Genomic DNA, 23,745 nt, shown 5'->3' on the forward strand with positions numbered 1-23,745 from the left:
AACCTGTTAACCGCCCAACCCTTTAATTGAGGAGATTGGGGGACACTGCTGCTTGGGCGCCGGCCTCTCGAATCATCAATTCGCGATGCCGAATCGAAGTAATAGCCACTCCCCACGGGAATGTGAAAGCCTCGAACGACTCTGAGTTAATCCGATCGAAGTCGAAATCTTCAACCACATTCTGCAGAATCTCGAAGAGCTGCATGCGGAGTTCTTCCAGTTGCTCTAAATCTCTGGCGGCATAAATGCGATCGAGCAGAGCGATAATCTCCATATTGTACCGATCGGCCCGATTTTTCTGCCGCTGCAGCCAGCGTTGGTGAAACTGCCAGAGACCGGAGACGGTCAATACCCCTAATGAAACTATCAAGCCGATGGTTTCAGCATAGGTCACTAGAAAATTTGGTTCATCTTGAGTGTAGTACCCTTCTGCTCCGGGGTGGAGGGGAACGCCAAAGCTAGCGTCGGCAGTTTGAGCTGGGATTGCCGCCGACCCTGCATGGAGGGCAATCAGTTCGCTGCGGTGCTCGTTCAACACCCGCACAATTTCTCGAATCGGCTGCGGATCGACATCTGCTCGGGCCATCACGATCGCCTGTACGGCTACCGCAGGGGTATCGAGGTTCGGTATAGCCGGATCGCCTCCGTAGGTGCCTCGGGGAAAGATCTGCTCGCTTAAGAAGGGTTGGGAGATCTGCAATGCCTCCACCTGTCGGATGGGCACGAGCGTGGCTGCACTCGCTTGCAGAAATGCCGATGTTGTTGGATTGCCGAGGGCAATCGTTTGCGACAGAGCGTCTACCTCGCCATTCAGGAAGGCAGCACGGGCGTCTGCCGAAGATAAAGCCACATGATCGAGGGTCTCTGGGGCGAACCCGTAATGGCGAGCGACAAGCCAGAACAGATCGTAAGACCCGCTGCCGACTGGCATGAGGGCAATGCGCTTGCCTCGCAGGTCGGCCAGAGTTTCAATACCGCTATTGTTGGCCGCGACGATATGCAGCATTTCTGGAAAGAGCGTCGCCACAGCGCGGGCAGATGGGACAGCGGCGGTGTCGCTTTGCACGAGGGCCAACTGCACTGCCCGCGACTCCAGCATCTGCATGTTTTGCACGGAGCCTTGGGTCGCAATGACTTCAATCTGAATATTGGGCTCGTGCTGGGCCACCACTTCAGCCAGGGCTCGGCTAAAGGCGTAATACTGACCCTGGGTGCTTCCTGTCGCAATTTTTAACCGATAGACCTGGCTGCGCTCCAAAACTGCCAGCACGCCAAAGGCAATCCCCATCGCCAAACTGGCGACAGCAATCGGCAAAACGATACGGCTCTGCAAAGTCATGGGCGAACTTCAGAAATAGCGGTGGTAAGTGTCAAGAAATGCAAACATTCTGGCAAAAATTTACCTCGACTCTAGGCAGGTCGATGGGCTTCGTCAAGTCGAGTGAATTCCTCGTGCAGCCTGATGTATGGATGCAACTGCTATGGATGCATTGGCAATATCGGGACACAGTTGAAGCAGAACTCGCGCCAGATCCAGATGGAGTTGCGATCGCATCAGCGAGGGTATCGCTTGTCGATGTATAGCTCGGCCTTCTGTAGGGGATATGCAGCAAGAGGGCTGCAGACTGACTCGGGCTTGGCTAGACTCGAAATCGAGTGCTTCTGGAGAAAAGCTTGCCTTCGTGCAATGGTTCGAGCGAAGCAGATGCGAGACGGGATACCGACATCGGTAGTGTCAATCAGCGTAGGGATTGAGAGGCGATCGCTCTATGCGTCAGTGGATCGACCGATTGCTGGGGGGGAGGATTGGGCCACCCCCCCCTTCGAATGCGGCGGCAAAGGTGCGCGAAAGCCAGCGGGCGATCGCGGCGGCGGCGGCATCCTATCGCAACCTCAAACAGTCTGTCGCGCAACTGCATCGCGCCGCTCGAGATCAGGCGGCAGCTTACGAACAGGCAGCTCAATACTATGTGGATAGGGCGCGCGAGATGCAAACCTGCGAGCGGGAAATAGATCGAGTGCTGCAGTTGGGCGATCGAGCAGCGGCAAAAACCGTCATGGCCCGCCTGCGCCAACTGGACGAGCAATTGCCGCAGTTGAAACAAATGGTAGAGACCGCAGAACGCCAAGTGGATGCCGTGCGTCAAACCCTCGATCTCCAGCAGAGCAAATTGACTGCGTGGCACAAGCAATTACAGCAGCTCAGGCACCTACATGCCTTCAATCGGGCAGAAGCGGCTCGGCTGGATAGTCAATCAGCACTACAGGCAGCCTGCGAGCAGTTCGATACGGCTCGCGCCACCCTCGATCGCCACCAACTGGAACTGCAGGCGATCGAGCAATTGAGTCGGGATAAAACCGCTTGGCTCGAAACTCAGCTAGAGCAACTGGAAATCGCGCGAGCACTCGAACTCCGCCAACAATTACCAAGGAATGAAGCGACCGGCTCCTAACTGATTCCCGAGATGTGTATTCGAGCAGGATGGCCTGTCCCCTAGGAAAGGCAGTAACATCATTAACAAATCCGTCTCAATGTCCCGAGCGGGCTGAGGGAGGGTGAGGAGTGAAAGAGTGCTAGGAGCAAACAGTCGTGAGTAGTCAAAAGGCGCGATCGCCTGCCACAACCGCACAACGCTGCATTGCATCCTTGCTGGCAGGGACGCTGACTGCGATAGCAACGGGATGGACCAGTGCTCCATCCGCCCAGACAACCACAGATCTCCTTCCGGCGGTGCCGGTGGAATCGGCAGAACCTGCGGGTATCGGTCCGCCCCTGAGCGATCCTGGGAACGGCCTGCCGACAACGGGGGACGAGCTAGGGATAATTCCTAGGCTGGATGTGGAGGTGGAACCAGATGTGGGGCTCTTTCGGCTCGGACCTGGAGACAACATCAGCATAAATATCTTTAACGTGCCGGAGTTTAGCGGTCCGCAGCAGATTTTGGTGGATGGCACTGTCACCTTAGCTTTATTGGGAAGTGTTTCGCTGCAGGGCCTGACACTGGCTGAAGCCTCTGACAAACTTGCTTCCCGCTACTCGGCTTTTCTCAACAATCCAATTGTCAATGTCATTCTGACCGCTCCCCGTCCGACTCGCGTGAATGCGATCGGCGAAATCGAGCGGCCCGGTCCCTATGTATTGGAAACAGTTCCTTTGGCACCGAAGGTGACGGCCTTGTTACAGACAGCAGGAGGAGTGACAGGTCAAGCAGATATCCGCAACATTCAGGTGCGGCGGCCCCTGAACGATGGCGGCGAGCAACTGTTCGATGTCAACTTGTGGGATTTGATCTCGGCAGGGGATGACTCGTCCGATATCGTGCTGCTGGATGGGGATACGATTTTTGTGCCCACAGCCGTGGATGTGCCGGACGACGAGGTGTTTGCCATTAACGGATCGACCTTGGCACCCGCTCAAATCAATGTGCGGGTGATGGGGGAAGTGCGGTCTCCAGGAGGGTTAACCCTACCTGCCAACACTCCTCTCAATCAGGCAATTTTTGCCGCAGGAGGTTTTTTACCCCCCAGAGCCAATCAAAATACTGTTGGCATTTTGCGGTTGGATCCGAACGGCACCGTCTCTCGCTTAGAGATACCCATCGATATTCTGGCGAGTGTGAACGACGAGTCCAATCCCACACTGCAAAATTCGGATGTGGTGATTGTGGGCAAGTCTGGCTTGGCACTCTTTACGGATGGATTGGCAACGCTATCGTCGCCGTTCCAACCCGTGCTGACCATTTTCGGTACCGTTCGAAGCATCCAAGAAACATTCGATGAAGATAACTGAGCTGTTCTGAGGCGATCGCGAGGTTTTGCCAAGCTTTCGAACAGCACATACAGTGGGCTTTAGCCAGGATCGTCGGGTTTTGGCTGGCTGCTCGATTGGGCGACTGAGGCACACTAGGGCTTGTCAGCCAGAGGAAGAGCAATATGCTGCTGCGAGTGATGGTGAGGTTCTGTAAATCGATGGGATAAGCGATTGAGGAACTGAGGTGTGTTGAGGTGGATGTCCGCAATAAGATGGGCGATCGCAAGGTTGGAGGACACTGGGGATGGGGACTGGCGATTGTATCGTTAGGCTCTATGTCTGCTAATGCCAGCGAATTACCGACAGTAGAGGGGGGAGAGCAGCTCGGAATATGGGCACAAGTGCCCGCCGAACGACCTGCAGGAGCTTTGGCGGGCGATCGCGCGGATTCGCTATCGAATACTGGCACCGCTGCCGATTTACAAACCAGTACGCAGCTATTACAGCCCACTCCGTTTTTCGGCACACTGGATGCGGCTGATATTGTTGCCCCTTTACAGTTAGACAGTCTGGTGCCCTTTCCAGAATTTGCAGATCTACTCGAAGCAACCGAGAACTTTATTTTTGCCGACTTTCGCACCAACAATTTTTCGCCACTGGAGCGGCCCCCCTATCGATTATTTGGCTTCGAGACGGGCAGTACGCTGCAACAAAACGAGCTGGTCTTGAGGGCGGGCCTTAAAGTCTTTGACGATTGCGAAGACCGCGATCGCAGTTGCGACCTGCACTTCGGAGCTGACTACGGAGCCCTCGATACGGTTCAGCTCAGCTTCGATATCGCCACCCACGAGGATATCGAATTCCCCGATCTCGTGGGCGCTGGGTCGGAATTGGGGCTGACCTACGAAAGCGTTTCGGCTCAGGTGAAATGGCAGGCTTATGCCAATGATTTCATCAGTTTTGCACCTGTGGTAGGAGTGGAATTCGGTCTCGGACGAGACGTTGCTTTTTCTCCGGGGGGCACCTCCAGCCGGGTGGAGGCGGAGGCTCGAGCTCCATTCGCCAGCGTGGCACTGCCCGCAAGCTTGCAGTTGGGAGATCTCGCCCGCTTCCATTTCAATCCGCAAGTGAGCTTCTTTCCCGAAACTCTCGCAGCCAGTGGCGACCTAGCTGATTTGCAGGACGTGGGAATTGGGTTGGATGGCGATCGCCTAGATTATTTCGGTACGGTTGTGGGTTTCGGGGTAGGGCTCGATATCGCGCTCAATTCCTTTTTAAAAGTAGCTGCCGATTACACCGTCATTGTGAGTGGCGAGAACTCTGCCGACAATGGCGATGACTCGCTGTTCGTTGCCCGTCCTGTCTTCCACGCAGGCGTTCGTTGGACCCCCAATAGCCGCACAGCCCTAGATATATTTCTGACCAATCGGTTTGGCCCAACCACTGCTGCACCGTCCAACTTACTGGTACAGCCAGATAACGAGACGATCGTCGGGGTGGAGTTTTCCTATTTGCCTGACTTCGGTCAAAATTATCCGCTCGAAAATCGCAATCGCTACCCCGAACCCTCGGTCTATTTAGCCAACGCCACTGGCTTGCCGAGTGCCACCTTGCCCATCGATAGCGTGCTGTACGAGGTGGTAGGTGGGACTCCTGGCCGCGTTGCGCCCACAGTGAGATATGGCCTGTTGGACGATCTAGAGATTGCCGCCAATTTTTCCAGCAATGGAACGGACCAATTCGAGCAGCAGGGAAGTCTGTTCTTCCGATATGCCCTTCTGCCCGATCGCGGCGAAAATCCTCTCGAGGGTACCAGGGGGATTACAGCAGCACTGACGGCAGGGCTAGAAGACTTTTTCGGCGATCCAGCCATAGGGGTTTATGGCGAGATCCCGATTACCTTACCCCTCTTTAACGATCGAGTGGATATCGTGGTGACGCCGCAGACCTCGCTCCCCGTACAGGCGGGCAGCGGCGATTCGGCAGCCTTCGATACCGTGGCTGGGGTAGAGGCGGGTTTAGCTTGGCGGGTGGCGAAGAGTACTCAGCTATTTGGCAGCGGTACAGCGATCGTACAAGGGGACAATCAGCTAGAAAGTGGGTCTGCGAGGGGAAGTTTCGCCAGTTTTGACGGACGCGCCATCCTCTATTCGGTTGGGGTGAGACAATTGTTCCCCACCGCAAATACGCTATATGCCCTGGATCTCTTCTTTACCAATAGTGCTGGGGAGTATGGCTTGCAGGGGCTGACGGCGCTGCCGGATGGAGACACTCGGGTGGGGGCACGAGTGAGCATTCTGAACGGCCTGCCCACCCGCACGTCCCCTCCGAGAGAAGATCTCGAACGTTCGGCAGTCCCTAGCGAATTTGAAGTCGAGCCCGACTCGACAGAGGGCGATCGCCAGCAGGAAATCGAGCCCGACTTCGAAAATAGCGAGGACAATGGAGCTTTCCAAACCAATATCTCCCCCGAACCCAGTACCCACGCGGAGGTCAAGGATGGCCACTTTAAATAGTCAGGGGGCGATGCGATCGCAGACAGATACCTGCACTTCAGTCGAGGGCGATTGGCAAGTTCGTGTCGCCCGGACAGCCATCGGGAGTCTCCTGGCGATCGCCATCTGGACAGTTCATCCCCTAGCCGCCACCGCACAAGCCTCGCTCCCCCAAATTTTGCAGGAGGCAGTGGAGGCGGCAGCGGCAGAAGACTGGCAGACAGCGGTCGGGCTCTACCGACGGGCAATTGAAATATCCCCAGAGCAAGCATCGCTGTATAACAACTTGGGGGTGGCGCTACGACAGGTGGGGGATGTACCCGCTGCGGTTGCCGCCTACCGTCAAGCATTGGAGCTCGACCCCAATTTTGCACAGGCTTACGGGAATTTGACGGTGCTGCTGGCGATCGAGCAGCGCTGGTCGGAGGCTCTGGACGTGCTCGCACAGGCCCAACAGGTGGGGGTGACCGATCCGCAGCTCAATCTGTATCGCGGTTTGGTATTCGAAAAATTCCAGCGCTGGCAGGACTCGGCTGCAGCCTATGGCATGTATTTGCGATCGGACTCCAGTGCATTGGTCAGCTACCGAGCGGCGATCGCCAACTGGCAGGCGGGCAACGGACGGGAAGCCATTCGCCTGTTCGAACGGGCCGCCAGCCTCGATCCGGCGTTTGGACTCTATGTATCTGAAGCGGGCTTGGCCCTAGCCAAAACGGGGGGCAATCGCTCGGCCATCCAACTGCTGGGCCGACTGCCCGAGACTTGGGCAAACCCCACCGATTTTGTCGTGCTGGCCCGCATTGCCACCGAGCTGGATATGCTCGATCTGGCGGAAGCATCCCTGCGGCGAGCTTTTTTATTGCAGGAGCGCAATGCGGACAATTTAGCAGACAGCGCAGCTCCTCCGGCAATATGGACCGTCGATGCGGGTGCGATCGCCGCTGAGCAGGGCAATTTGGATGAGGCGATCGCTCAATTCCAAGCGGCGGCAGAACAGGCTCGTGGAAACCCCGTCACCTCTACCGCCACTCGCCCCCTTACCCTCTTCGATGTGATTGAATCCTCTGGCGAAACCGAAGTCGCAGACCCAGACAATCAGGCACTCGCGCTCGCCTCGGCCAACCTAGCCGAAACCTATCTTCGACAGGATCGCTACGCGCTAGCCCTGAGCGCCGGTCAAGCCGCTGTGGAAGCGGCCCCCAGCCTGCCGGTGACCCATAACAACTTCGGAGCTGCCTTACTCGCCGTAGGAAGCCTCTCTAAAGCCCTCGACAGTTTCTATCGAGCCCTAGAGCTGAATCCGCAATACTGGCAAGCCCAGCGCAATCTCGCCCTCACCTACGCTCATTTGGGCGATCGCGATCGCGCCAATAGCTACCTCAAACAGGCGATGGACAACGCCCCCACGCTGGCAACCGTTCGACAACTCAATGAAGAGCTGATAAATCTCCAGAGGCTTCAACTGCCCGAGCCCTTACAAGAAGTAGACCGTTAAGCCGAAATACTCCCGGCAGGTTTGAAGGTAGGGATCTCGCTATCGCGATCTGGGCATGCGATCGAGGATCGACACGCAACGCTGCACTGCCTCGGGTGCTTCGAGGCCCAAGATATCGGCCATTAACTGCGAGGCTGGATCGGGGCAGAGCGATCGCAATTGAGTCGCGACTTCGCGGCGATCGGACCAAGCTTCAACTGTCTCGGCCATACGGGAACAAAACTTTTGAGCGGGAGTCATAGCAGCATTCCTAAAATTTCGAAGGCTCGAACGACACAGCCCAACTTTGCGATACACTTTCTGGGCTGAATGTCTTCGATCGTCTGACAGATAACTCGGGCTTCTCCTCACAGTGCCGAGTAAAGCAAAAAAGTTGCGAGAGAATTGTGAATTAACAGCTTTACTTAATGTTTCTTTTTCCAGAGACGGAACTGTGCCCCAAAAAGGCACAGCAGGCCCGCAAGCGCCCTCCACTGTTAAGCTCGCTATAGTAGGGATGCACCCGCAAAGCATCGACCGTGGTTTCTCCAGCAAAATCTCAATCGATTGCTGAAGTCGTCTATCCCGATAGCGACAGCAAGCCCATGGCCGACAATACCAAACAATTTCGCTGGATTGTCACCATTCAGCAGAATTTAGACGAACTGTTTGCTGAAGATCCCAATGTATTCGTCGCAGGGGACCTGCTCTGATATCCGGTCGAGGGCAACAATCGCCTGCGCCAAGCCCCTGATGTCATGCTGGCTTTCGGGCGGCCCAAGGGCGATCGCGGCTCTTACAGGCAGTGGAAAGAAGATGGTATTGCACCACAGGTCGTATTCGAAATTTTATCCCCGGGCAATCGACCGGCAGAGATGCGCCGCAAGTGGGAGTTTTACGAGCGCTATGGCAGAGCAAGCACAGCAAGAGGCGCGCGTGGCGCAGCAGAGATCGGCAGAGGCAGAACTGAGATCGCAGCAATTGGCCGACAAATTGCGATCGCTCGGTATCGATCCAGACCAGCTCTAGCGTTTGCCAAGACTGGATTCAGCACAAAAAAAGAGCGGCTGCAAACCGCTCAATTGAAATTTTAGGAGATTGCAAATCACTAAACCTAATAATGCCGCAATCGATCGCCTCTCGATCCAGAGGAAACACGGACAAACCTATCTCGGTATCGCTCAAGCTTATATTTTTTCGGTGAGAATACCGACCATCTCCTTAAAATGCACAGTTTTGCGGCAATGGGGGCTGTTTTTCCAGAACTGCCGCAAATTCAGCAGCACTTTCCACGGCTTCCCATTCCGACTCGGAAGTGCCGCGCATTGCCTGTCCGCCGTAGCCATCGGGGTGCATGTGGGCTCTGACTAAAACTTCGCGATCGCCTGCAATGGCAACGGGGCCGCCGGAGCGCGCAAACGGCTGCTCGCTGACGTGGCTGTGTAACAAGACCCGTCGGTACAGCAATTCTCCTTCTGGCGTTAACACCTCCCACCAATCGGCATAGCGATCGCAGCCTGTATCGGGGCTGGCAATGGTTACAGAGAACGTGTAGCTACCGGGATTGCCCGAAACGCTGACGTTCAGCACATCTGCCACCATTGCCGCTCCTTCCTGTGCAAACACGACCGAGCCATCGATCGCAGTCAGGGCGATCGCCAGTGCTAGCCACCCCACCCTTTGCCACCACGGTTTGAGAACCATCATTTTGAGATTTGAAACGACACCTATAGGTTGTAGGAATCTGTAACTCTCTACCTTACTCGTAAATCCAAGCTCCTAACGTAGCGTCCCAACTGGCGAGTTCCTCGGGCTTAAACCACAAAGCAATTTCCCGCTGGGCAGTCTCGGGAGCATCGGAGCCGTGAATAATGTTGCGACCGATATCGATACCGTAATCGCCGCGAATTGTACCGGGCTCCGAATCGAGAGGATTGGTCTTCCCAATCGTCTTGCGGGCCGCAGCCACAACCCCCTTGCCTTCCCACACCATTGCCACAACGGGACCAGAGGTGATGAACTCCACTAGGCCGCTAAAGAAGGGGCGCTCTTTGTGTTCGCCATAATGCTCTTCGGCCAACTCGCGGCTCACCACCAACATCTTCAGACCCACTAGCTGAAAGCCTTTGGTCTCAAACCGCTGAATAATCGTGCCCACTAGCTTTCGCTGCACACCATCGGGTTTGATCGCCAAAAAAGTACGTTCCACAGCTGTCCTGTCCCAGAAAAAACCGTTACAAATCTACCACGCAGGCGATCGCCCTCAGCCCCACAAATTCACTCGGTTACTGCTGAGGCTAGGGTTAAGATTGAGTCTTTGCCTGCTGGGCGCTCGTCGAGCGGAGTGAATCGGTATCTCGGCTTCTACGTGCGGTTTTAACGGCTACAACCCGCATCTCGCAGGATTGCAAGCGTTCGAGCATTTGCTGTAACTGGGGATCTTGTTTTGCAAACAAATTGGGCAGACAGCGCGAGCGGCGCTGGCAGGCATCGCATAACATCACAAACATTCCTCACACACTTCAGACATGACCGTTGGCGAGCAACAGCCCATTGGGACAACCGTGGAACCAGTCCTATCCTGGCCAATTCGAGTGATTCTCGTTCTTCTATTCTTCCCGTTACACAGCTAAAGGGGGGCAAAAGTCGTCAATGTCTTCAGAGTTGCCTCAAAGATGTATTTTTATTTTGGCTTATTGTCAATTGCAACGGCAATTCGCCTCGGTCCTGCAGCAGCAAACCAGAGACCGTCGGGATTGGAGACTTACCAAGGGACTTTAGCTGTAACCTCCATCAGCCAGGGATGTCCCCACCAGAGCAGGCCGATAAATAAGACGACTCCCGCGTAGGCGGGTTTGACAAACTCGGCTGCATTGAAGCGCTGATAGCCTCTGGCGATCGCCAAAAACGGCACCACTGACGTTCTCTCTTTCACTTTTAAAAACACATCCCCATAGCGAGCTTCGAGACGGCGATCGCCGTGCCACACGGCAAAGAGATGGTGAGCGATCAACCCCAATGACGTCACGATGGCAAAAGTCGAGCCAATCCATAGGGTGTGGGCCGCACACCAAATCACTTGACCCACCATTTGGGGATGTCGGGTGATGCGGATAATGCCAGTTTCGTATAGGTGAACTTGAGGTTCTTGCACGGCCGCAATTTCCAACAAATTGAACGTTGCAGGATACAGGAAGATAAACGAAATGGACGAGAGAATCCATACCGTCGCTTTAACCCCCTGTACCCCTTGCACCATCCACAACTGTGCGCCGTCGTAGCGATGGTTGAAGAAATAAATAATTAAGATCGTCGCCAGCGGCAAACTTGCCAGAGCAAATAGAACTCGATACGCTCGCGCTCCAATCCTCTCCTCTCCCCAGGGTCGCAATGCCGCCAAACCACTATGCACTGTGACAAAAACCAACATCATGCCCATCACAATCCAATGGGAAGGAGTCAGCCAAGCAAAAGAATCAGTCATGCTGCGATGGGGAGAAATTCGACGAGCGAGGCGCTGTCACCGCTAGGCTGGAATCAGTCTTTCCATGAATTAGTCTTTCCATTCCGACAGTGGCCATCAGAGTCTACGGCAATCGCCCTCTCAAAACTCTAGCAGGACGAGATACCCGTCCCACATCCAGTCGCGTGCGAGAGGCTGTCTTTCATCTCTGGCGCGATCGCGTGGCGGGCTGTCGTTGGCTGGATTTGTGCGCGGGGGTGGGGGCGATGGGAGCCGAGGCATTGGGACGCGGGGCGTCGATCGCCGTTGGGGTGGAGCAATCGAAAGTGGCCTGCCAGACGATCCGACACAATTGGCAGCGAATTGCGCACGAAGACCAAATTGTACGAGTGCTGCGAGGGGACGTGCGGCGGGTGCTGGAGCGATTGGGTCGAGGCGAGCCGTTTGACTGTATTTACTTCGATCCCCCTTACGCCAGCGATCTGTATCTGCCCGTGCTCGAACGCATCGATCGCCTTCGCCTCTTAGCCCCCAAGGGCGAACTCGCTGCCGAACATGCCGCCTCCAGAGATCTGCCCGATGCAATTGGAAACTTGCAGGTCTGCGATCGCCGTACCTACGGCCAGACCGCGATCGCCATTTACCATCTCGCCACTGGCGACTGAACGAAATCGCGTTCGAGCGAGAGAATTGGGGGTTTTAGCGTCAATATGGGGGTGCAGCCCAATCAACTGCAGTCTCTGTCCGCAAGGGTATGAATATGAGTTGGATTAAAGTTCTGTCCCAAGATGAGTTAGCACAAGGCGATCGCAAGGTGGTCGCAACCGAGGGCGGTCCCGTCCTCGTCGTCAACTACAATGGCGATTTTTATGCGGTCGGCAGCAAGTGTCCCCACATGAAATTGCCCCTGCGTCGGGGGAAACTCACTGATGATGGGGCGCTGGTCTGTCCCTTTCACCGCAGTGCCTTCGACCTCAAAACCGGCGAGCCCAAAACATGGACTCCCTTTCCGCCGGTAGTGGGTTCGCTGTTAGGGAAAATCTCCACCGAAAAGCCTCTGCCAACTTATCCCACCAAAGTCGAAGAAGGCAGCATCTGGGTTGAGGTTTAGTCTCTCAATGCGATCCGGCAAATTGGGAGGTTAGTGGGAGGAGGTTTCGGCCTCCTCTCCTGCTTGCAGGGGCAACTGTAGCTGGCGATCGCGTCTCTCCCAATACACTTGCTCTACGGACTGCCGCAGATAAAATGCCGTACCCGTGCGACTGATATAGAGGGGCTGAATGTTTGCTTGCTGGAGGGCTTGGCTCGCTCGTGCAGGGGAGCATTGCAAGACTCTGGCGGCGGCGTTGAGGGTGAGAGATTGACGGCCAAAGCGTTCTAGTAGAGTGTCATCTGCTTCAGATCGCACTTCGTGCAGGAGGCGTTTGGCTAGCAGCCAGCAAGCCAGGGTATCGGCTGCAGCACGATGAGAGGTGGAGATCGGGAATTGGAAGTGGCGCACGAGGGCGGGCAAGCGTCGGGAGGGTAGGTGAGAGAGGAGTAGGCGCGAGAGTTCGACGGTGCAGCATTGGTATTGGGGCGGGCGCAGGAAGGGGGTGTCGAGTCGCTGCAGTTCCGAGCGAACGAAGGCGTAATCGAAGGCGAGATGGTGGGCGGTGAGGACGTTTTGGGAGAGCAGCGGTAGGTAGGTGGGCCAAATGGTTTCGGGGGGAGCGGCGTCAGCGATCGCAGAGGTGGTAATGCCGGTGAATTCGGCAATGCGATCGGGGACAGAAACGCTGGGATTAATCAGGTGGGTTTGCTGGTGGCGGATGCCGCTGTCAAGAGACCCCTGCAGAAGTGAAATTTCGATGACGCGGTGGCGATCGCTATTGGAACCCGTGGTTTCAACGTCAATGACGGTGAGGGGTTGGGTGCTGACTTGCCGGTAGTGGGCCAGCAGTTCGGTGGAGAGGAGTGGGGGGGATTGGCGATCGGATGTTTTAGACACGCTCGATTGGGAATAAAGGGGACGGCACTTTATTTTATGGTCGTGGGGCGATCGCCTGCCGAAACGTTGACCTGTAATACTGATAGACACACGCGAAGTCATGTAGGTTATCCTCAGTTGCTATTCCCATTTGCGATGTGGGGGTTGAGTCGGGCCGCGATCTGTCTGGTTATGCTCGTCCTCGTTCCTGCAATCTCTTCCCCAGATGACAGTATTGCCTACGGCTGGAACGTGTTTCATGCCTGGGACAGTCCCCAATATATCGATCTCGCCCGAAACGGCTACATCAATAACGATGGCTCGCCCGGTGGCAATGTGGCTTTCTTTCCCCTATTTCCCGGACTGTTGCGGGCGATCGCCAGTCTCGGCATGCCCTATATCCCTGCGGGGGTCGTGGTTAATAGTTTGGCCTTTCTCGGGGCAGCGATCTGTCTCTATCGTTGGATGGCAGAGCGCTACAGCATAGCGGTTGCCCGTTGGGTCACGGCTGTGTTGGTCTGGTGTCCGTTTTCCATTTTTGGCACGGTCATTTATACCGAAGGGGTCTTTCTGCTCTTCAGTACCGCCGCACTCTCCACCTTCGATCGCAAACGTTACCTGCAATCCGCCCTATGGGGTGCTTTGGCCAGTTTGACGAGAATTTTGGGCATTGCCTTAATTGCCTCTTTTTGGCTAGTGGCTTGGAGAGAGCGGAGATCGAAGTGGGCCTATATTGCCGGACTTCTGGCCAGCTTCGGACTGCTCGCCTACACGATCTATTGTTGGGTGGCGTTTTCAGATCCACTGGCGTTTATCAGCGTCCAGCACCAGTTGTGGGAACGCACTCGCGGAATCAATGTTGCCGATTGGCTCGTGTTGTTCGGCCAAGTCACAGTCGGCCCTGTGAATGTGGAGCGAGGAATGTTTGCCGATCCCCTCTACCCTGTCGGGATGGCGATCGTCTGTCTGGTCTCTGCTGTCTTGTGGCGCAGGCGCAAGGCGATCGGAGAGGGTCGAGCGGGCAGCATCTTGTTTGTTTTGTTTGTAGCAGCTTGGTTGATTGCGGGCGATCCATTGATTAATACCCTCATGATTGTGGGGGGGATCGTGGTGTTGTGGCTGGCGCGCAAGCAGTTGGGCCTATTGTCGTTTGCCTATGCCGCGTTTAGTGTTGCCATTATTCTCGCTTCCGGGCAGGCGACATCGGCAGAACGATATATGTACGGGATTGTGCCCCTGACGATCGCGGTGGGCGAGTGGTTGAGCCGCCATCGCCGCTGGGGCTATGCTGTGTTTAGCTTTTTTGCGATCCTATTGGTCATGTTTTCGATTCGGTTTGCGCAAGAGCAGTGGGTAGCGTAAGTGCAAGACTCGTATTTCTCACAAACTTTTCGAGCTCAAAACATCGAATACTACGACTTAACTTCAAAATTATAGCCAAACAGCTCGATATCCTTGCTGTAAAATCTGCCAACCATATCGCGAATTTCTTCATTATAAAATTCTGAATAGTGCTTTCCTTTTGGCGATGCGCTCTGGATCGACAATATACCTAATTCTTTAAATTTTAGGCGATCTGCAATTACTTTGAGAGTTTCTCTATTTTCAAAACGACCGATATAGTCAACTATAATCTCGCTATCATCTCCCGTAACGTAGTCGGATAAGCCATATCGAGAAGCATGGTACTTAAAAAGATCGCTCTCGGGAGAAGAGCTCGTCAAAGCGATCGCATAATCGCGAAAGGTCCATTCACTGGGAATTGTACCTCTCTTCAACCTAAAGAAATACATTGATAAAGTCCTATCCCAAGGATTGCGGACGATTGAGAATGTGAAAATTTTTTTCCATAAAAATCCTCCCAATCGCTTTCTCATTTCCCGAGCAGTTAAGTGATCTTCAAATATTTGTTGGGTAGCATATCCTTTGTCAGTATTGATCTTTCCATGAGTTTTGCCAAAGCGCTTTCCGAGTTCCGCACGAATACTGGTAGAAGATGTTCTGGGGATGTCAATAAACCAAAATCCCTGCCTCGCTATTTGGAAATAACCATAGGCTAAATCCGTTACACGATGAGTGCGTCTCAGGAATTCCTTCATCATCTCGACCCTTCACTTGAATGAATGCTTTGGACAGTTAACCCTTTCCCGCAAAATTGGAGAAAGGGGAACTTAGCGAAACATAGAGGTTTCTGGCCGTCGCTCCCCTCTCTATAGCGATCGGTCAGCTTGTGTTAGAGGCGCAGAGAGCATTAGAGCTTCCAATAGGGCATTTTCTCCATCAGAATTTACCGTTCGGAGAACCTTTGGGTCAAGGATTCGGCCAGTTGTTTGAGTGAGGCAACGGTTAGAGCTGTATCGAGTAACTCCTCTAGCTGCACTACGGTCAGTTCCTGAAGTTGAGTCTGAAATGGATGCGGAATCGGGCCAAACCGACGTTCCATTAAACGCAGTAGCATACGGAGCGCTTCTTGTTGTCGCCCCTGTTCGAGCCCTTGTTCGAGCCCTCGTTCGAGCCCTCGTTCGAGCCCTCGTTCGAGCCCTCGTTCGAGCCCCTGTTCGAGCCCTTGTTCGAGCCCTTTGGCCAGACCGATTCTTTCCACACTGCTGATGTAAGGCATCCTCTGCTCCCGCTCGTAAGCTTGAATCTCCTCCCAAACCTCTTGCTCCAACTCCTCCGGCAATGCCATCACCCAATCGATGAAGTGAAAGAGCTGGATGATATCCTCGCGCTCGAAGCCCCGTTCGTACAGCCGCCGAATCAACCGCAGTTTCCACTGCAGGCGATCGCGCTCGTCCCCACGAGTGGCCTGCGCCTGCAGGTGAGCCATCGCAACGGTTGCAAACGGATTGCTGCTGGCCTCCAATTCGGCCCAGCGCTGCTTGTAGCCTAGCAACTTTGCTGTGAGAAAGCGGAATTCCAGGCGACAGCCCAAGACCTCGCGCACAAACTCGCTGGGCTGCCAGTTGGGACTGGTGTCGCAGAGGATGGCTAAACTCGCCACGGGGCGACCGTAGCGCTCGGCAATGCGGGTGTTGTAGATATACATGCGCTCGGGGAAAGAGTCATCTCTCTGGCCCTGCACTTCCACATGAATGAGAATCCACAGGTCCCGTCCGTCCAGCAGCCAAACCCGCACCAGTTTGTCCGCATAACGACGGCCCAATTCGGCATCGCGGGCGATCTGCTGGAGCTCTTTGTCGAGAAACTCGTAGGGACGCGACCAGTCGATTTGGGCCTGAGCGGCGGGGAAGAAGAGCCGGAGGCAGGGCTCAAAATAGAGCTCCAGCATCTCCTTCCAGGGGGTATCGAAGTCTGCTCGGGGTGAGGTCATGTCTCGGGCGAACCACAACGTCTGACTCACTCTAGAGTACCGCTAGGGTAAGGTCGAGGCTGCTGATGGGCTCTCGCAATCTGCCAGCGGCGATCGCGAACTGCACTGACAGAGCTCGATCGCCCGGTAACTTCTGAGCTGGAAATCGCCTAACTCCGATTAGATTCTGGCCGATTTCATCCCTGCATTCTACTCTTGAGGTGAGATATGCGAGAATTGCCCAGTTTCGACCCTCAATTCGTTTGGGAGCGATCGCCAGAGATGCCGCAATCTGTCATTCAAGTGGACGCCTTTACCGATCGCCCCTTTGCCGGTAACCCCGCCGCCATCTGCGTCATGGCTGAAGCTGCTAGCGACGAGTGGATGCAGCAGGTGGCCGCCGAGATGAATCTGTCCGAAACGGCATTTGTGGTGCCCTGCGCGGGAGAGTTCGGTTTGCGCTGGTTCACCCCCGCGATCGAGGTGGACTTTTGCGGTCATGCCACCCTCGCCAGCGCCCACGTATTGTGGTCGGAAGGGCATCTGCCTCGGGAGAACGAAGCGCGCTTTCACACCCGCGTCGGGGTACTGACTGCACGGTTGGCAGGGGATTGGATCGAATTAAATTTTCCGGCCAAGCCAGTGACGCCCATCGATCCCCCGCCAGCGTTACTGGAGGCGTTGGGAGTAGAGGCGATCGCCGTTTCGGCAGATGCTGTCAATTACTGTGTCGAGATCGAATCTGCCGACCGCTTGCGATCGCTCCAACCCAATTTTGCTCTGCTGGCCCAACTGCCCAAACTGGGCACCATCGTCACCTGCCGCTCCGATCGCCCCGAATACGCCATCCTGTCCCGCTACTTCGCCCCCGCAGCCGGGATTGACGAAGATCCTGTCACCGGTTCCGCCCACAGCAGCCTGGGACCTTACTGGCAGGCCAAACTGGGACAATCGGAGTTTGTGGCTTACCAAGCCTCGCCCCGAGGAGGAGTGGTCGAGGTGCGCAATTTAGGCGATCGCGTTTCCCTTCGCGGTCGAGCTGTCACAGTTCTGCGGGGCGAGTTGCTAGCGCGATCGTCAAAGTAACTCGTATGGCTAGTGTGAAGAAATGCTTTGACTGGCTCGCTTGCCACATCACCGATCGTGTAAGAGACAGTTCTTCACACACCACCCAGCCGTTAGCCCGGATTAATCCATGGACTAATGCTCGGACTCATTTTTCATCTTGCCGACCGATCTTTAAATACGCGCGGACATACCGATTCCGAGCTCATTCTGCGAGCTAAAGCAGTTACTGTCTGCAGAGAAGTCAACTATTAGGGTATTAATTTAACTTCTGCAGGGAAACGATCTGCTCTTGTGCAGGTCCGCATACTTTTCGGGAAAGACTTCCTCGATCGGGACCTGCAATTTTTCTGCGATAGCAGCTTCAATCCTGCGACTTCTGCAACTACCCTTGACGATTTTGCTGACTGTGGTGGGAGTTACATCAAACTCCCGGGCAATTTCGCTTAGGGTATAGCCAGCCTTTCTCAAGGCGGCCTTGATGTCCTCTCTATGCATAACTTTCAACTATATTCGATAGGGTTAAAGGTAAGAAGTGAGCCAAATCTTTACTGCCGCTTAAACTATAGTAAACGGTTTAGGTAATGCTGTAACGATAGCAAGCAAGAACCGCTTATCTCGCCGATTGAGTTTTGCCGATTGCTCATCATCTTGCCAGACAAGTTTGCGCAGGACATGTTTCGATTTTTACATGGCAGTGGGGATCGAATTGCTCGATCGCATCATGTTAGAGGAATTCAAATCAAAGGAAATTGTTTTAGTCTCGGAAATCGATTTAAATTGTCACGAACATTTCCTGAGCGGAGGAGGATGGCCCCCTCGGATAGCTCTCTCACCTCGAACCTCAATTCTAATGAATTTTCACTATCACAGACATCAGCTAGCAACTTCACTTAATGATTTTGCCTTCTATCGTGCTATTTACCTCGGTCTGCTGCGCAATTTTGCTTATGTATGACTGGTCTCGCTCAAAGCAGATTTGATGTCTTCTCTCTGTCGACCTAAATAAGATATTGAGAGACATGCTGGCCCAAGCGCTTGCTGGCAAGGAGCTTCATACTGTGCTTTTTTGACGAAGTCTTCTGGGCTTGCCATGATAATGTAAGGTTTAAGACTGTTTTTTTATGAAGATAAGATAGAAAGTAAAATATCCTTTGAGTGTGACAAAGCCATAGTCAATAGATTTATGTAGATGTCAAAACATTGTCAGGAAAAATGCCATTCAGGCCACAGTCTTCGATTGTTTCAAATGTCAGCCTTATTCAGTAAATTTGCGTAGAAGCATATTGTGCTTTTTACTTAGAAATCGCGAGTCAATGACTCGAGGCACTACAAAGCCGTCAGCCAAGGGTTCTAGACTGCTCGGATTCTCTTCTGCAAGACGCCAAGCTCCATCGGGGGCGAATGCAGCGATGTGGTTGGGATCGCAATCTGCGGCAATCGGTTTCAATCGGTAGGAGCAGGTGCTAGGTTGCAGGTGATGGAATTCTCAGACAGCTTCCTCAGCTTTAATTCCATGCTTGCGACTACTTTCTATAACCATGTCTCGCTCCACGATCGCCCCTGCCCGCATTAGCCGCGTCCTGCCCGATTCAATCGCCGCCGAGCTGGGATTTGAGGTCGGCGATCGCTTGGTGTCTGTAAACGGTCAGGAATTGCGGGATTTGATCGACTACCAATTTGCGATCGCCGACGAATATCTGGAATTGGAAGTCTTAGATGCCAAAGGCGATCGCCATCGGGTCGAGCTCGAAAAAGACTGGGACGACGATTTGGGCTTGGAGTTCGAGACCGCTCTGTTCGACGGGTTGATCCAGTGCAACAATGCCTGTCCCTTTTGCTTCATCGACCAACAACCCCCCGAAATGCGAGCCACACTGCATCTCAAAGATGATGACTACCGCCTCAGCTTTCTTTACGGCAGTTATCTCACCCTAACCAATTTGCCCCAGCCGGAATGGGAGCGGATTGCCCGCCTGCGCCTATCCCCCCTATACGTCTCCGTTCATGCCACCGAACCCGACCTTCGCGCTCGGCTGCTCAAAAACCCGCGCGCAGCCCAGATTCTGGAGCAATTGGAGTGGTTTCGCCAACAGCAGTTGCAAATTCACGCTCAAGTGGTGCTGTGCCCCGGCTGGAACGATGGCGAGCACTTGACCCGCACCCTGCTCGACCTAGCCTCGTTTCATCGGGCGATCCCTGCAGAAAGAGTGGAAGCTATCAATAAATTCTCTGCTGATGAATTCTCTGCTGACGTTCCTACCGTCCTCTCTGCTGCTGTCGTACCAGTGGGCTTAACCCGCTTTCGCCCCTCAGAAGATGAGATCTCGCCTGTCAGTCGCGATCGAGCCATTGCAGTCATCGCCCGAGTAGAAGCGCTGCAAGCGCAATTTAGGGCAGAGCTGGGTACGACCTTTGCTTGGCTGGCTGACGAGTGGTATCTGATTGCCGGTCGCGATTTACCCCCGCCAGAGCATTACGAAGACTATCCCCAAATTGGCAATGGGGTGGGTTCAATTCGCCAGTTTCTGCAGGATTTCGAAAGCGCAGCAGCGCAGTTGCCCGATCGCCTCCCACAGCCCCTGCAGGTGACATGGGTGGTGGGGAACTCGGTTGAGAGGGTCTTCGAGCCGATCGCGGCCCGATTCAATCAGGTCGAAAATCTCGACTTTCGCATGCTGGCGATCGCCAGTCAGTTTTGGGGGCAAGAGCTCACCGTCACGGGGCTGCTCACCGGAGGAGATATTCTGTCGGCCCTGCGAGACATTCCCGGCGGATGTGGCGATGTGCTGTTGTTGCCCTCCGTCACCCTCAAGAACAGCCAGACCTTTTTGGACGATCTCGCCCTAGAGGATCTCGCCCAACAGCTTCAGGTCGAGATCGTGACGGTTGGAGGTGGGGTCCGAGATCTGGCGGATGCGATCTCGAACCTGAGGACGGGTCTGCCCGCCGGAGCGATCGTCCGCTCATCCAAATGAGCTCCCAACAGGGCAAGTCGCTAAGCGTCAGAGGACTGCAGCACCATGCCTGCGGCTGCGGGATCGAAATGGGGTCCGAAGCGGGTTTGGCGATCGTAAATCGCTCCGCGCAGATCCGCATATTGCAGTTGGGCAAAACTGAGATTGGCGGCGGTCAGATCGGCCTCCCGCAAATCGGCTCGTTCCAATAAAGCCCGCTCCAAACAGGTATGCCTGAGGGTAGCCGCCCGCAAATTTGCCCGCTCTAAATAGGCTTGCGACAGATTGCTGCGATTCAAATTCGCCCGCCCCAACGTGGCCCCGCGCAAGTCAGCCCGCAACAGATAAGTTGCCACCATCAACGCCCGCGTCAAATTGGCTCCACATAACTGCACCCGCCACAAATTGGCCCCGCTCAGATAACTCTCCGCTAAGTTAGCCCCCTGTAGGTGCGCGCCACTCAAATTGGCCCCCATCAATTGCGCCCCACTCAAATCGGAGCCCATCAGTTGTGCCCCGCTCATCAGCGCCCCACTCAGATCGGCCCGTTTCAGGTTGATTTGGGCTAAATTCGCCCGACTCAGTTGTGCTCGCTCCAACAGCATCCCCACAAATTCTCGTTCCCCCTCTGCGTAGCGTTCTAAAAGCTCTGCTGCAGAGTTCGTTAGATGTTGAGAGTCGGTTTGAAACATATCAGCCCCTTGAATCAACTGAAGCGTAGGTGTATAGCGAAGGCATTGCTAGGAGTGCAGGAGATCGCCTCTACTCAACAGAAGAGACTGACCTCTTTTTGCCAGCCCCGAGGGCAGAGACCCACGAGTCGGCGATTGTCGCAGGCAAGGCAAAAACTGATTTCGAGAGCTGAGCCGGGGGCGGTCAGCCGAACCAGTATCCATAGCCTATGGGAAGACTGGATAAATGCCACAATATCTCAATTATTTGAAACAGTAACAGCACTTTCGCAGACCTAAAGGGCGGGTGGGGATCGCCATATAGCTGATAAAACAACCGATCCCCGTCCTTTAAACACTCAGCCCGTCAAAAGATCGATACGAGCTTGGCTGCCAATCTCGGGTAAACTGATTCGCCAGAATTGCGACCCTCATCTGGGCTGTAAACGACATCAGCTCGGCAATGTTATGAATGGCCAGAAGCGTGTAGCCCAACAGTTCCTTCGCCCGAATTAAGTGACATAAATACGCACGGCTAAAGTGTTGGCAGGTATAGCAACTGCAATCGGGATCGAGGGGGCGATAGTCGCGGCGGAAAGGAGTGTTTTTAATGTTCCATCGCTGTCCCCGCACCACCACCGTACCGTGGCGAGCCCAGCGCGTGGGGATGACGCAATCGAACAGATCGATGCCCCCCGCCACGGCACCCACCATTTCTCGGTGGGTGCCCACCCCCATCAGATAGCGAGGGCGATCGCTGGGGAGTAGGGGCGCAGTGGCCTGCACGATCGCCTCGATCGCCTCGGGCGGTTCCCCCACACTCACCCCCCCGATCGCGTAGCCGGGTAAATCAAATTCGCACAACTGGCGGGCCGATCGCTGCCGCAATTCGGGATAGACACCCCCCTGCACAATGCCAAACAGCGCTTGCTCCTGCGATCGCTGGTGGGCGCAGAGGCAGCGCTCCAGCCAAGCCGTCGTTCGCCGCACGGCGCTCTCCACCGCCTCGTAGGTGGCGGGGTAGGGGGGGCACTCGTCAAAGGCCATGATGATGTCCGAGCCGAGGGCATTTTGGATGGCGATCGCCTTTTCAGGCGTGAATCGAATCCTGCTGCCATCGCGGGGCGATCGAAAAGTGACGCCATCCTCGTCGAGCGATCGCATCTCGCTCAAACTAAACACCTGAAAGCCACCCGAGTCGGTCAGAATGGGGCCATCCCAATGCATAAATTGATGCAGGCCGCCCGCCTCCCGCACAATCTCCTCCCCCGGCTGCAGGTGTAGGTGATAGGTATTGCTCAGAATGATATAGGCCCCTGCCGATTTCACCTGCTCGGGGGTCAGGGTTTTGACATTAGCGAGGGTGCCCACCGGCATAAAGCAGGGGGTGGGAATATCGCCGTGGGGGGTATGCACGACTCCAGCACGAGCGTGGGTCTGAAGACACTGGGCTTCGCAGGTAAAGGTAACAGCAGTCAAAGGCGTTGGCTCGGGTTCGCGAATGGGAGGAAAACGAAGGAGATGTCACTTGCTCTTTGTACGTTACCAACGAGCTATGCTCCATCGCACAGAATATTCCCTCCAGCCCAAACTTGACGCTCTCCTAACGGGTTACCAAATCCTCCGCCAGCACCAATTGCACCGTCACGCCCGGTTCCAAAGCCACCACCCGATCGATCTGAGCAGTTCCCGCCATCGCACCGCCCAACCCGCCGATCGCCATCAATGGCAAAAAGCCGACGCCACCGGTTAACACTCCCAACAGCACGCCACCCGCAACACCATATCCAGCCCCTTGCAATGCCACTTTGTCCGCATCTGCCGTCGGATCGATAATGCTGATGGGCAACTCTTCAGTTTGACCGACGAGCGCGTAAGCAGATGACTGAATTTCAATCCGCTCGGCAATAAACCGGCTGCCTACGACCCGCGTGCGCGTGCGCTCGTAAGAGCCGAGGGTTTCTTCCTCTTGCACTTCAATCGGCTCGAACATTCCCCACACAATACTCCCCGCCGGGATCGTGGTGCGGCCCGAGCTATCTGTAACGTCAGACTCCACCACCAAGTTGGTTTGTACGGGCTCGTACAATTGAAACACCAATTGACGATAGACCGACAGTGGAATAACGGTTCCCGCAGACACCTGACCCCGCGTGAAGGGGGTGGCATTCTCAACGGCAGCGGGCGATCGCTGATAGTCGTAAGACACTGGCACTGCTGGTAACGAGGCGGGGGAGGTGCCTCCTGTCTGGGGGGCAGGTCGAACCTGAGGCACTTGGGAGGTCGCAGCCCGAGTGAACGTGCCCTGAGGCACCTCTACCTGAGCAGCAGGTCTGGGGGCAGCGGGAGGAACTGGTGCAGGGGCGCTGTCATTGGAGGGGGTAAATTCAATCTCGCGACCGGGCAAGACTTCCTGAGCCGTGACGGCTCCCCGCTGGAGCCCGAGAAGGGGCTGCAGGATCATCGACAGGGCAACTGCACCCAAGCCAGTTTTCGTAGTTAAATTTGTTATCCAAGTTAATTGGGTTGCCCGAGTTAATTGGGTTTTCCGAGTTAATTGGGTTTTCCGAGTTAATTGGGTTTTCCG

23 protein-coding genes and 1 pseudogene are annotated in these 23,745 nt (G+C 55.0%); 11 read left to right on the top strand and 13 right to left on the bottom strand.

From position 1 onward, the window contains the following. Positions 1–22: 22 nt before the first annotated feature. A complete protein-coding gene (locus SYN7336_RS09235) occupies positions 23–1,339 on the bottom strand; it encodes a TAXI family TRAP transporter solute-binding subunit (protein ID WP_017325652.1) in 1,317 nt (438 codons plus the stop codon). 430 nt (positions 1,340–1,769) lie between these two features. On the opposite strand from SYN7336_RS09235, the gene SYN7336_RS09245 reads away from it, so the two are divergent. The 4 genes from SYN7336_RS09245 (at position 1,770) to SYN7336_RS09265 (ending at position 7,741) form a co-directional block, all read left to right on the top strand. After that, positions 1,770–2,453, top strand: coding sequence for a hypothetical protein (locus SYN7336_RS09245; protein ID WP_017325654.1), 684 nt, complete (start codon positions 1,770–1,772; stop codon positions 2,451–2,453). Between the two features lie 137 nt (positions 2,454–2,590). Continuing rightward, positions 2,591–3,790, top strand: coding sequence for a polysaccharide biosynthesis/export family protein (locus tag SYN7336_RS25165; protein WP_083885684.1), 1,200 nt, complete (start codon positions 2,591–2,593; stop codon positions 3,788–3,790). A 215-nt stretch (positions 3,791–4,005) separates the two neighbouring features. Then, the gene (locus SYN7336_RS09260; protein ID WP_017325657.1) at positions 4,006–6,267 is read left to right on the top strand and encodes a hypothetical protein; all 2,262 of its coding nucleotides are present in this window, start codon (positions 4,006–4,008) and stop codon (positions 6,265–6,267) included. Further along, positions 6,251–7,741, top strand: a complete 1,491-nt coding sequence (locus tag SYN7336_RS09265) for a tetratricopeptide repeat protein (protein ID WP_017325658.1) — start codon at positions 6,251–6,253, stop codon at positions 7,739–7,741. Before SYN7336_RS09260 ends, SYN7336_RS09265 begins: the two co-directional genes overlap by 17 nt. 39 nt (positions 7,742–7,780) lie before the next feature. Here SYN7336_RS09265 and SYN7336_RS09270 read toward each other — a convergent pair whose 3' ends face one another. Continuing rightward, positions 7,781–7,981 carry a hypothetical protein gene (locus tag SYN7336_RS09270; RefSeq protein WP_017325659.1) on the bottom strand — a complete coding sequence of 67 codons (201 nt, stop codon included), beginning with the start codon at positions 7,979–7,981 and terminating at the stop codon, positions 7,781–7,783. A gap of 344 nt (positions 7,982–8,325) precedes the next feature. Here SYN7336_RS09270 and SYN7336_RS32225 point away from each other — a divergent pair. Together SYN7336_RS32225 and SYN7336_RS32675 are read left to right on the top strand one after the other, a co-directional pair. Further along, a pseudogene (locus tag SYN7336_RS32225) lies at positions 8,326–8,631 on the top strand (Uma2 family endonuclease); the annotation flags it as partial. Next, entirely contained in the window at positions 8,627–8,749 is a 123-nt protein-coding gene (locus SYN7336_RS32675) for a hypothetical protein (RefSeq protein WP_255346735.1), read from the top strand. The pseudogene SYN7336_RS32225 and the gene SYN7336_RS32675, both read left to right, overlap by 5 nt. 192 nt (positions 8,750–8,941) lie before the next feature. Here the strand turns inward: SYN7336_RS32675 and SYN7336_RS09285 are convergent, their stop codons facing one another. From SYN7336_RS09285 to SYN7336_RS09300, 4 genes are all read right to left on the bottom strand, one after another. Next, complete coding sequence (locus SYN7336_RS09285) at positions 8,942–9,424, bottom strand: hypothetical protein (RefSeq protein ID WP_156820094.1); 483 nt, start codon at positions 9,422–9,424, stop codon at positions 8,942–8,944. Positions 9,425–9,479: 55 nt separating this feature from the next. Next, the gene (ndk, locus tag SYN7336_RS09290; protein WP_017325662.1) at positions 9,480–9,929 is read right to left on the bottom strand and encodes a nucleoside-diphosphate kinase; all 450 of its coding nucleotides are present in this window, start codon (positions 9,927–9,929) and stop codon (positions 9,480–9,482) included. 94 nt (positions 9,930–10,023) lie between these two features. Continuing rightward, positions 10,024–10,230 carry a hypothetical protein gene (locus SYN7336_RS25170; RefSeq protein ID WP_017325663.1) on the bottom strand — a complete coding sequence of 69 codons (207 nt, stop codon included), beginning with the start codon at positions 10,228–10,230 and terminating at the stop codon, positions 10,024–10,026. 254 nt (positions 10,231–10,484) lie between these two features. Continuing rightward, positions 10,485–11,204: an NnrU family protein gene (locus SYN7336_RS09300; protein WP_017325664.1), complete on the bottom strand. Its 720-nt coding sequence runs from the start codon at positions 11,202–11,204 to the stop codon at positions 10,485–10,487. An 89-nt stretch (positions 11,205–11,293) separates the two neighbouring features. Here SYN7336_RS09300 and rsmD point away from each other — a divergent pair, with 89 nt between their 5' ends. Both rsmD and SYN7336_RS09310 read left to right on the top strand, forming a co-directional pair. Further along, positions 11,294–11,848, top strand: coding sequence for a 16S rRNA (guanine(966)-N(2))-methyltransferase RsmD (rsmD, locus tag SYN7336_RS09305; protein WP_017325665.1), 555 nt, complete (start codon positions 11,294–11,296; stop codon positions 11,846–11,848). Between the two features lie 95 nt (positions 11,849–11,943). After that, positions 11,944–12,294, top strand: coding sequence for a Rieske (2Fe-2S) protein (locus tag SYN7336_RS09310; protein ID WP_017325666.1), 351 nt, complete (start codon positions 11,944–11,946; stop codon positions 12,292–12,294). Positions 12,295–12,324: 30 nt separating this feature from the next. Here the strand turns inward: SYN7336_RS09310 and SYN7336_RS09315 are convergent, their stop codons facing one another. Then, entirely contained in the window at positions 12,325–13,173 is an 849-nt protein-coding gene (locus SYN7336_RS09315) for a PolC-type DNA polymerase III (protein ID WP_017325667.1), read from the bottom strand. A 135-nt stretch (positions 13,174–13,308) separates the two neighbouring features. On the opposite strand from SYN7336_RS09315, the gene SYN7336_RS09320 reads away from it, so the two are divergent. Continuing rightward, positions 13,309–14,514 (top strand): mannosyltransferase family protein, encoded by a 1,206-nt coding sequence (locus SYN7336_RS09320; RefSeq protein ID WP_051039793.1) that lies wholly within the window; start codon positions 13,309–13,311, stop codon positions 14,512–14,514. A 50-nt stretch (positions 14,515–14,564) separates the two neighbouring features. Here SYN7336_RS09320 and SYN7336_RS09325 read toward each other — a convergent pair whose 3' ends face one another. Together SYN7336_RS09325 and SYN7336_RS09330 are read right to left on the bottom strand one after the other, a co-directional pair. After that, the gene (locus SYN7336_RS09325) at positions 14,565–15,251 is read right to left on the bottom strand and encodes a sulfotransferase family 2 domain-containing protein (RefSeq protein WP_162139100.1); all 687 of its coding nucleotides are present in this window, start codon (positions 15,249–15,251) and stop codon (positions 14,565–14,567) included. 188 nt (positions 15,252–15,439) lie between these two features. After that, complete coding sequence (locus SYN7336_RS09330) at positions 15,440–16,486, bottom strand: DUF4351 domain-containing protein (protein ID WP_017325670.1); 1,047 nt, start codon at positions 16,484–16,486, stop codon at positions 15,440–15,442. A 207-nt stretch (positions 16,487–16,693) separates the two neighbouring features. On the opposite strand from SYN7336_RS09330, the gene SYN7336_RS09335 reads away from it, so the two are divergent. Next, complete coding sequence (locus SYN7336_RS09335) at positions 16,694–17,551, top strand: PhzF family phenazine biosynthesis protein (RefSeq protein WP_017325671.1); 858 nt, start codon at positions 16,694–16,696, stop codon at positions 17,549–17,551. A gap of 243 nt (positions 17,552–17,794) precedes the next feature. Here SYN7336_RS09335 and SYN7336_RS32955 read toward each other — a convergent pair whose 3' ends face one another. Beyond that, positions 17,795–18,028: a helix-turn-helix domain-containing protein gene (locus tag SYN7336_RS32955; RefSeq protein ID WP_017325672.1), complete on the bottom strand. Its 234-nt coding sequence runs from the start codon at positions 18,026–18,028 to the stop codon at positions 17,795–17,797. A gap of 1,043 nt (positions 18,029–19,071) precedes the next feature. On the opposite strand from SYN7336_RS32955, the gene SYN7336_RS09355 reads away from it, so the two are divergent. Next, positions 19,072–20,508: a TIGR03279 family radical SAM protein gene (locus SYN7336_RS09355; RefSeq protein ID WP_017325675.1), complete on the top strand. Its 1,437-nt coding sequence runs from the start codon at positions 19,072–19,074 to the stop codon at positions 20,506–20,508. A 20-nt stretch (positions 20,509–20,528) separates the two neighbouring features. On the opposite strand, the gene SYN7336_RS25180 is transcribed toward SYN7336_RS09355, so the two are convergent. From SYN7336_RS25180 to SYN7336_RS27860, 3 genes are all read right to left on the bottom strand, one after another. Continuing rightward, on the bottom strand, positions 20,529–21,179 hold the full coding sequence (locus tag SYN7336_RS25180) for a pentapeptide repeat-containing protein (RefSeq protein WP_017325676.1): 651 nt from the start codon (positions 21,177–21,179) through the stop codon (positions 20,529–20,531). Between the two features lie 330 nt (positions 21,180–21,509). After that, positions 21,510–22,637: a tRNA guanosine(34) transglycosylase Tgt gene (tgt, locus tag SYN7336_RS09370; RefSeq protein WP_038025842.1), complete on the bottom strand. Its 1,128-nt coding sequence runs from the start codon at positions 22,635–22,637 to the stop codon at positions 21,510–21,512. 124 nt (positions 22,638–22,761) lie between these two features. Continuing rightward, positions 22,762–23,643 (bottom strand): hypothetical protein, encoded by an 882-nt coding sequence (locus tag SYN7336_RS27860; protein ID WP_156820095.1) that lies wholly within the window; start codon positions 23,641–23,643, stop codon positions 22,762–22,764. Positions 23,644–23,745: the final 102 nt, after the last annotated feature.

This window comes from Synechococcus sp. PCC 7336 (assembly GCF_000332275.1).
Classification (GTDB): Bacteria; Cyanobacteriota; Cyanobacteriia; order Thermostichales; family PCC-7336; genus PCC-7336.

Coding starts and splice junctions, on each gene's coding strand:
- SYN7336_RS09335 (WP_017325671.1), top strand. CDS start 16,694: ATGCGAGAATTGCCCAGTTTCGACCCTCAATTCGTTTGGGAGCGATCG.
- SYN7336_RS09300 (WP_017325664.1), bottom strand. CDS start 11,204: ATGACTGATTCTTTTGCTTGGCTGACTCCTTCCCATTGGATTGTGATG.
- SYN7336_RS09235 (WP_017325652.1), bottom strand. CDS start 1,339: ATGACTTTGCAGAGCCGTATCGTTTTGCCGATTGCTGTCGCCAGTTTG.
- SYN7336_RS09270 (WP_017325659.1), bottom strand. CDS start 7,981: ATGACTCCCGCTCAAAAGTTTTGTTCCCGTATGGCCGAGACAGTTGAA.
- SYN7336_RS09320 (WP_051039793.1), top strand. CDS start 13,309: ATGTGGGGGTTGAGTCGGGCCGCGATCTGTCTGGTTATGCTCGTCCTC.
- SYN7336_RS09285 (WP_156820094.1), bottom strand. CDS start 9,424: ATGGTTCTCAAACCGTGGTGGCAAAGGGTGGGGTGGCTAGCACTGGCG.
- SYN7336_RS25180 (WP_017325676.1), bottom strand. CDS start 21,179: ATGTTTCAAACCGACTCTCAACATCTAACGAACTCTGCAGCAGAGCTT.
- SYN7336_RS32675 (WP_255346735.1), top strand. CDS start 8,627: ATGGCAGAGCAAGCACAGCAAGAGGCGCGCGTGGCGCAGCAGAGATCG.
- SYN7336_RS09310 (WP_017325666.1), top strand. CDS start 11,944: ATGAGTTGGATTAAAGTTCTGTCCCAAGATGAGTTAGCACAAGGCGAT.
- SYN7336_RS25170 (WP_017325663.1), bottom strand. CDS start 10,230: ATGTTTGTGATGTTATGCGATGCCTGCCAGCGCCGCTCGCGCTGTCTG.
- SYN7336_RS09355 (WP_017325675.1), top strand. CDS start 19,072: ATGTCTCGCTCCACGATCGCCCCTGCCCGCATTAGCCGCGTCCTGCCC.
- SYN7336_RS09265 (WP_017325658.1), top strand. CDS start 6,251: ATGGCCACTTTAAATAGTCAGGGGGCGATGCGATCGCAGACAGATACC.
- SYN7336_RS09330 (WP_017325670.1), bottom strand. CDS start 16,486: ATGACCTCACCCCGAGCAGACTTCGATACCCCCTGGAAGGAGATGCTG.
- SYN7336_RS09245 (WP_017325654.1), top strand. CDS start 1,770: ATGCGTCAGTGGATCGACCGATTGCTGGGGGGGAGGATTGGGCCACCC.
- SYN7336_RS32955 (WP_017325672.1), bottom strand. CDS start 18,028: ATGCATAGAGAGGACATCAAGGCCGCCTTGAGAAAGGCTGGCTATACC.
- SYN7336_RS09325 (WP_162139100.1), bottom strand. CDS start 15,251: ATGAAGGAATTCCTGAGACGCACTCATCGTGTAACGGATTTAGCCTAT.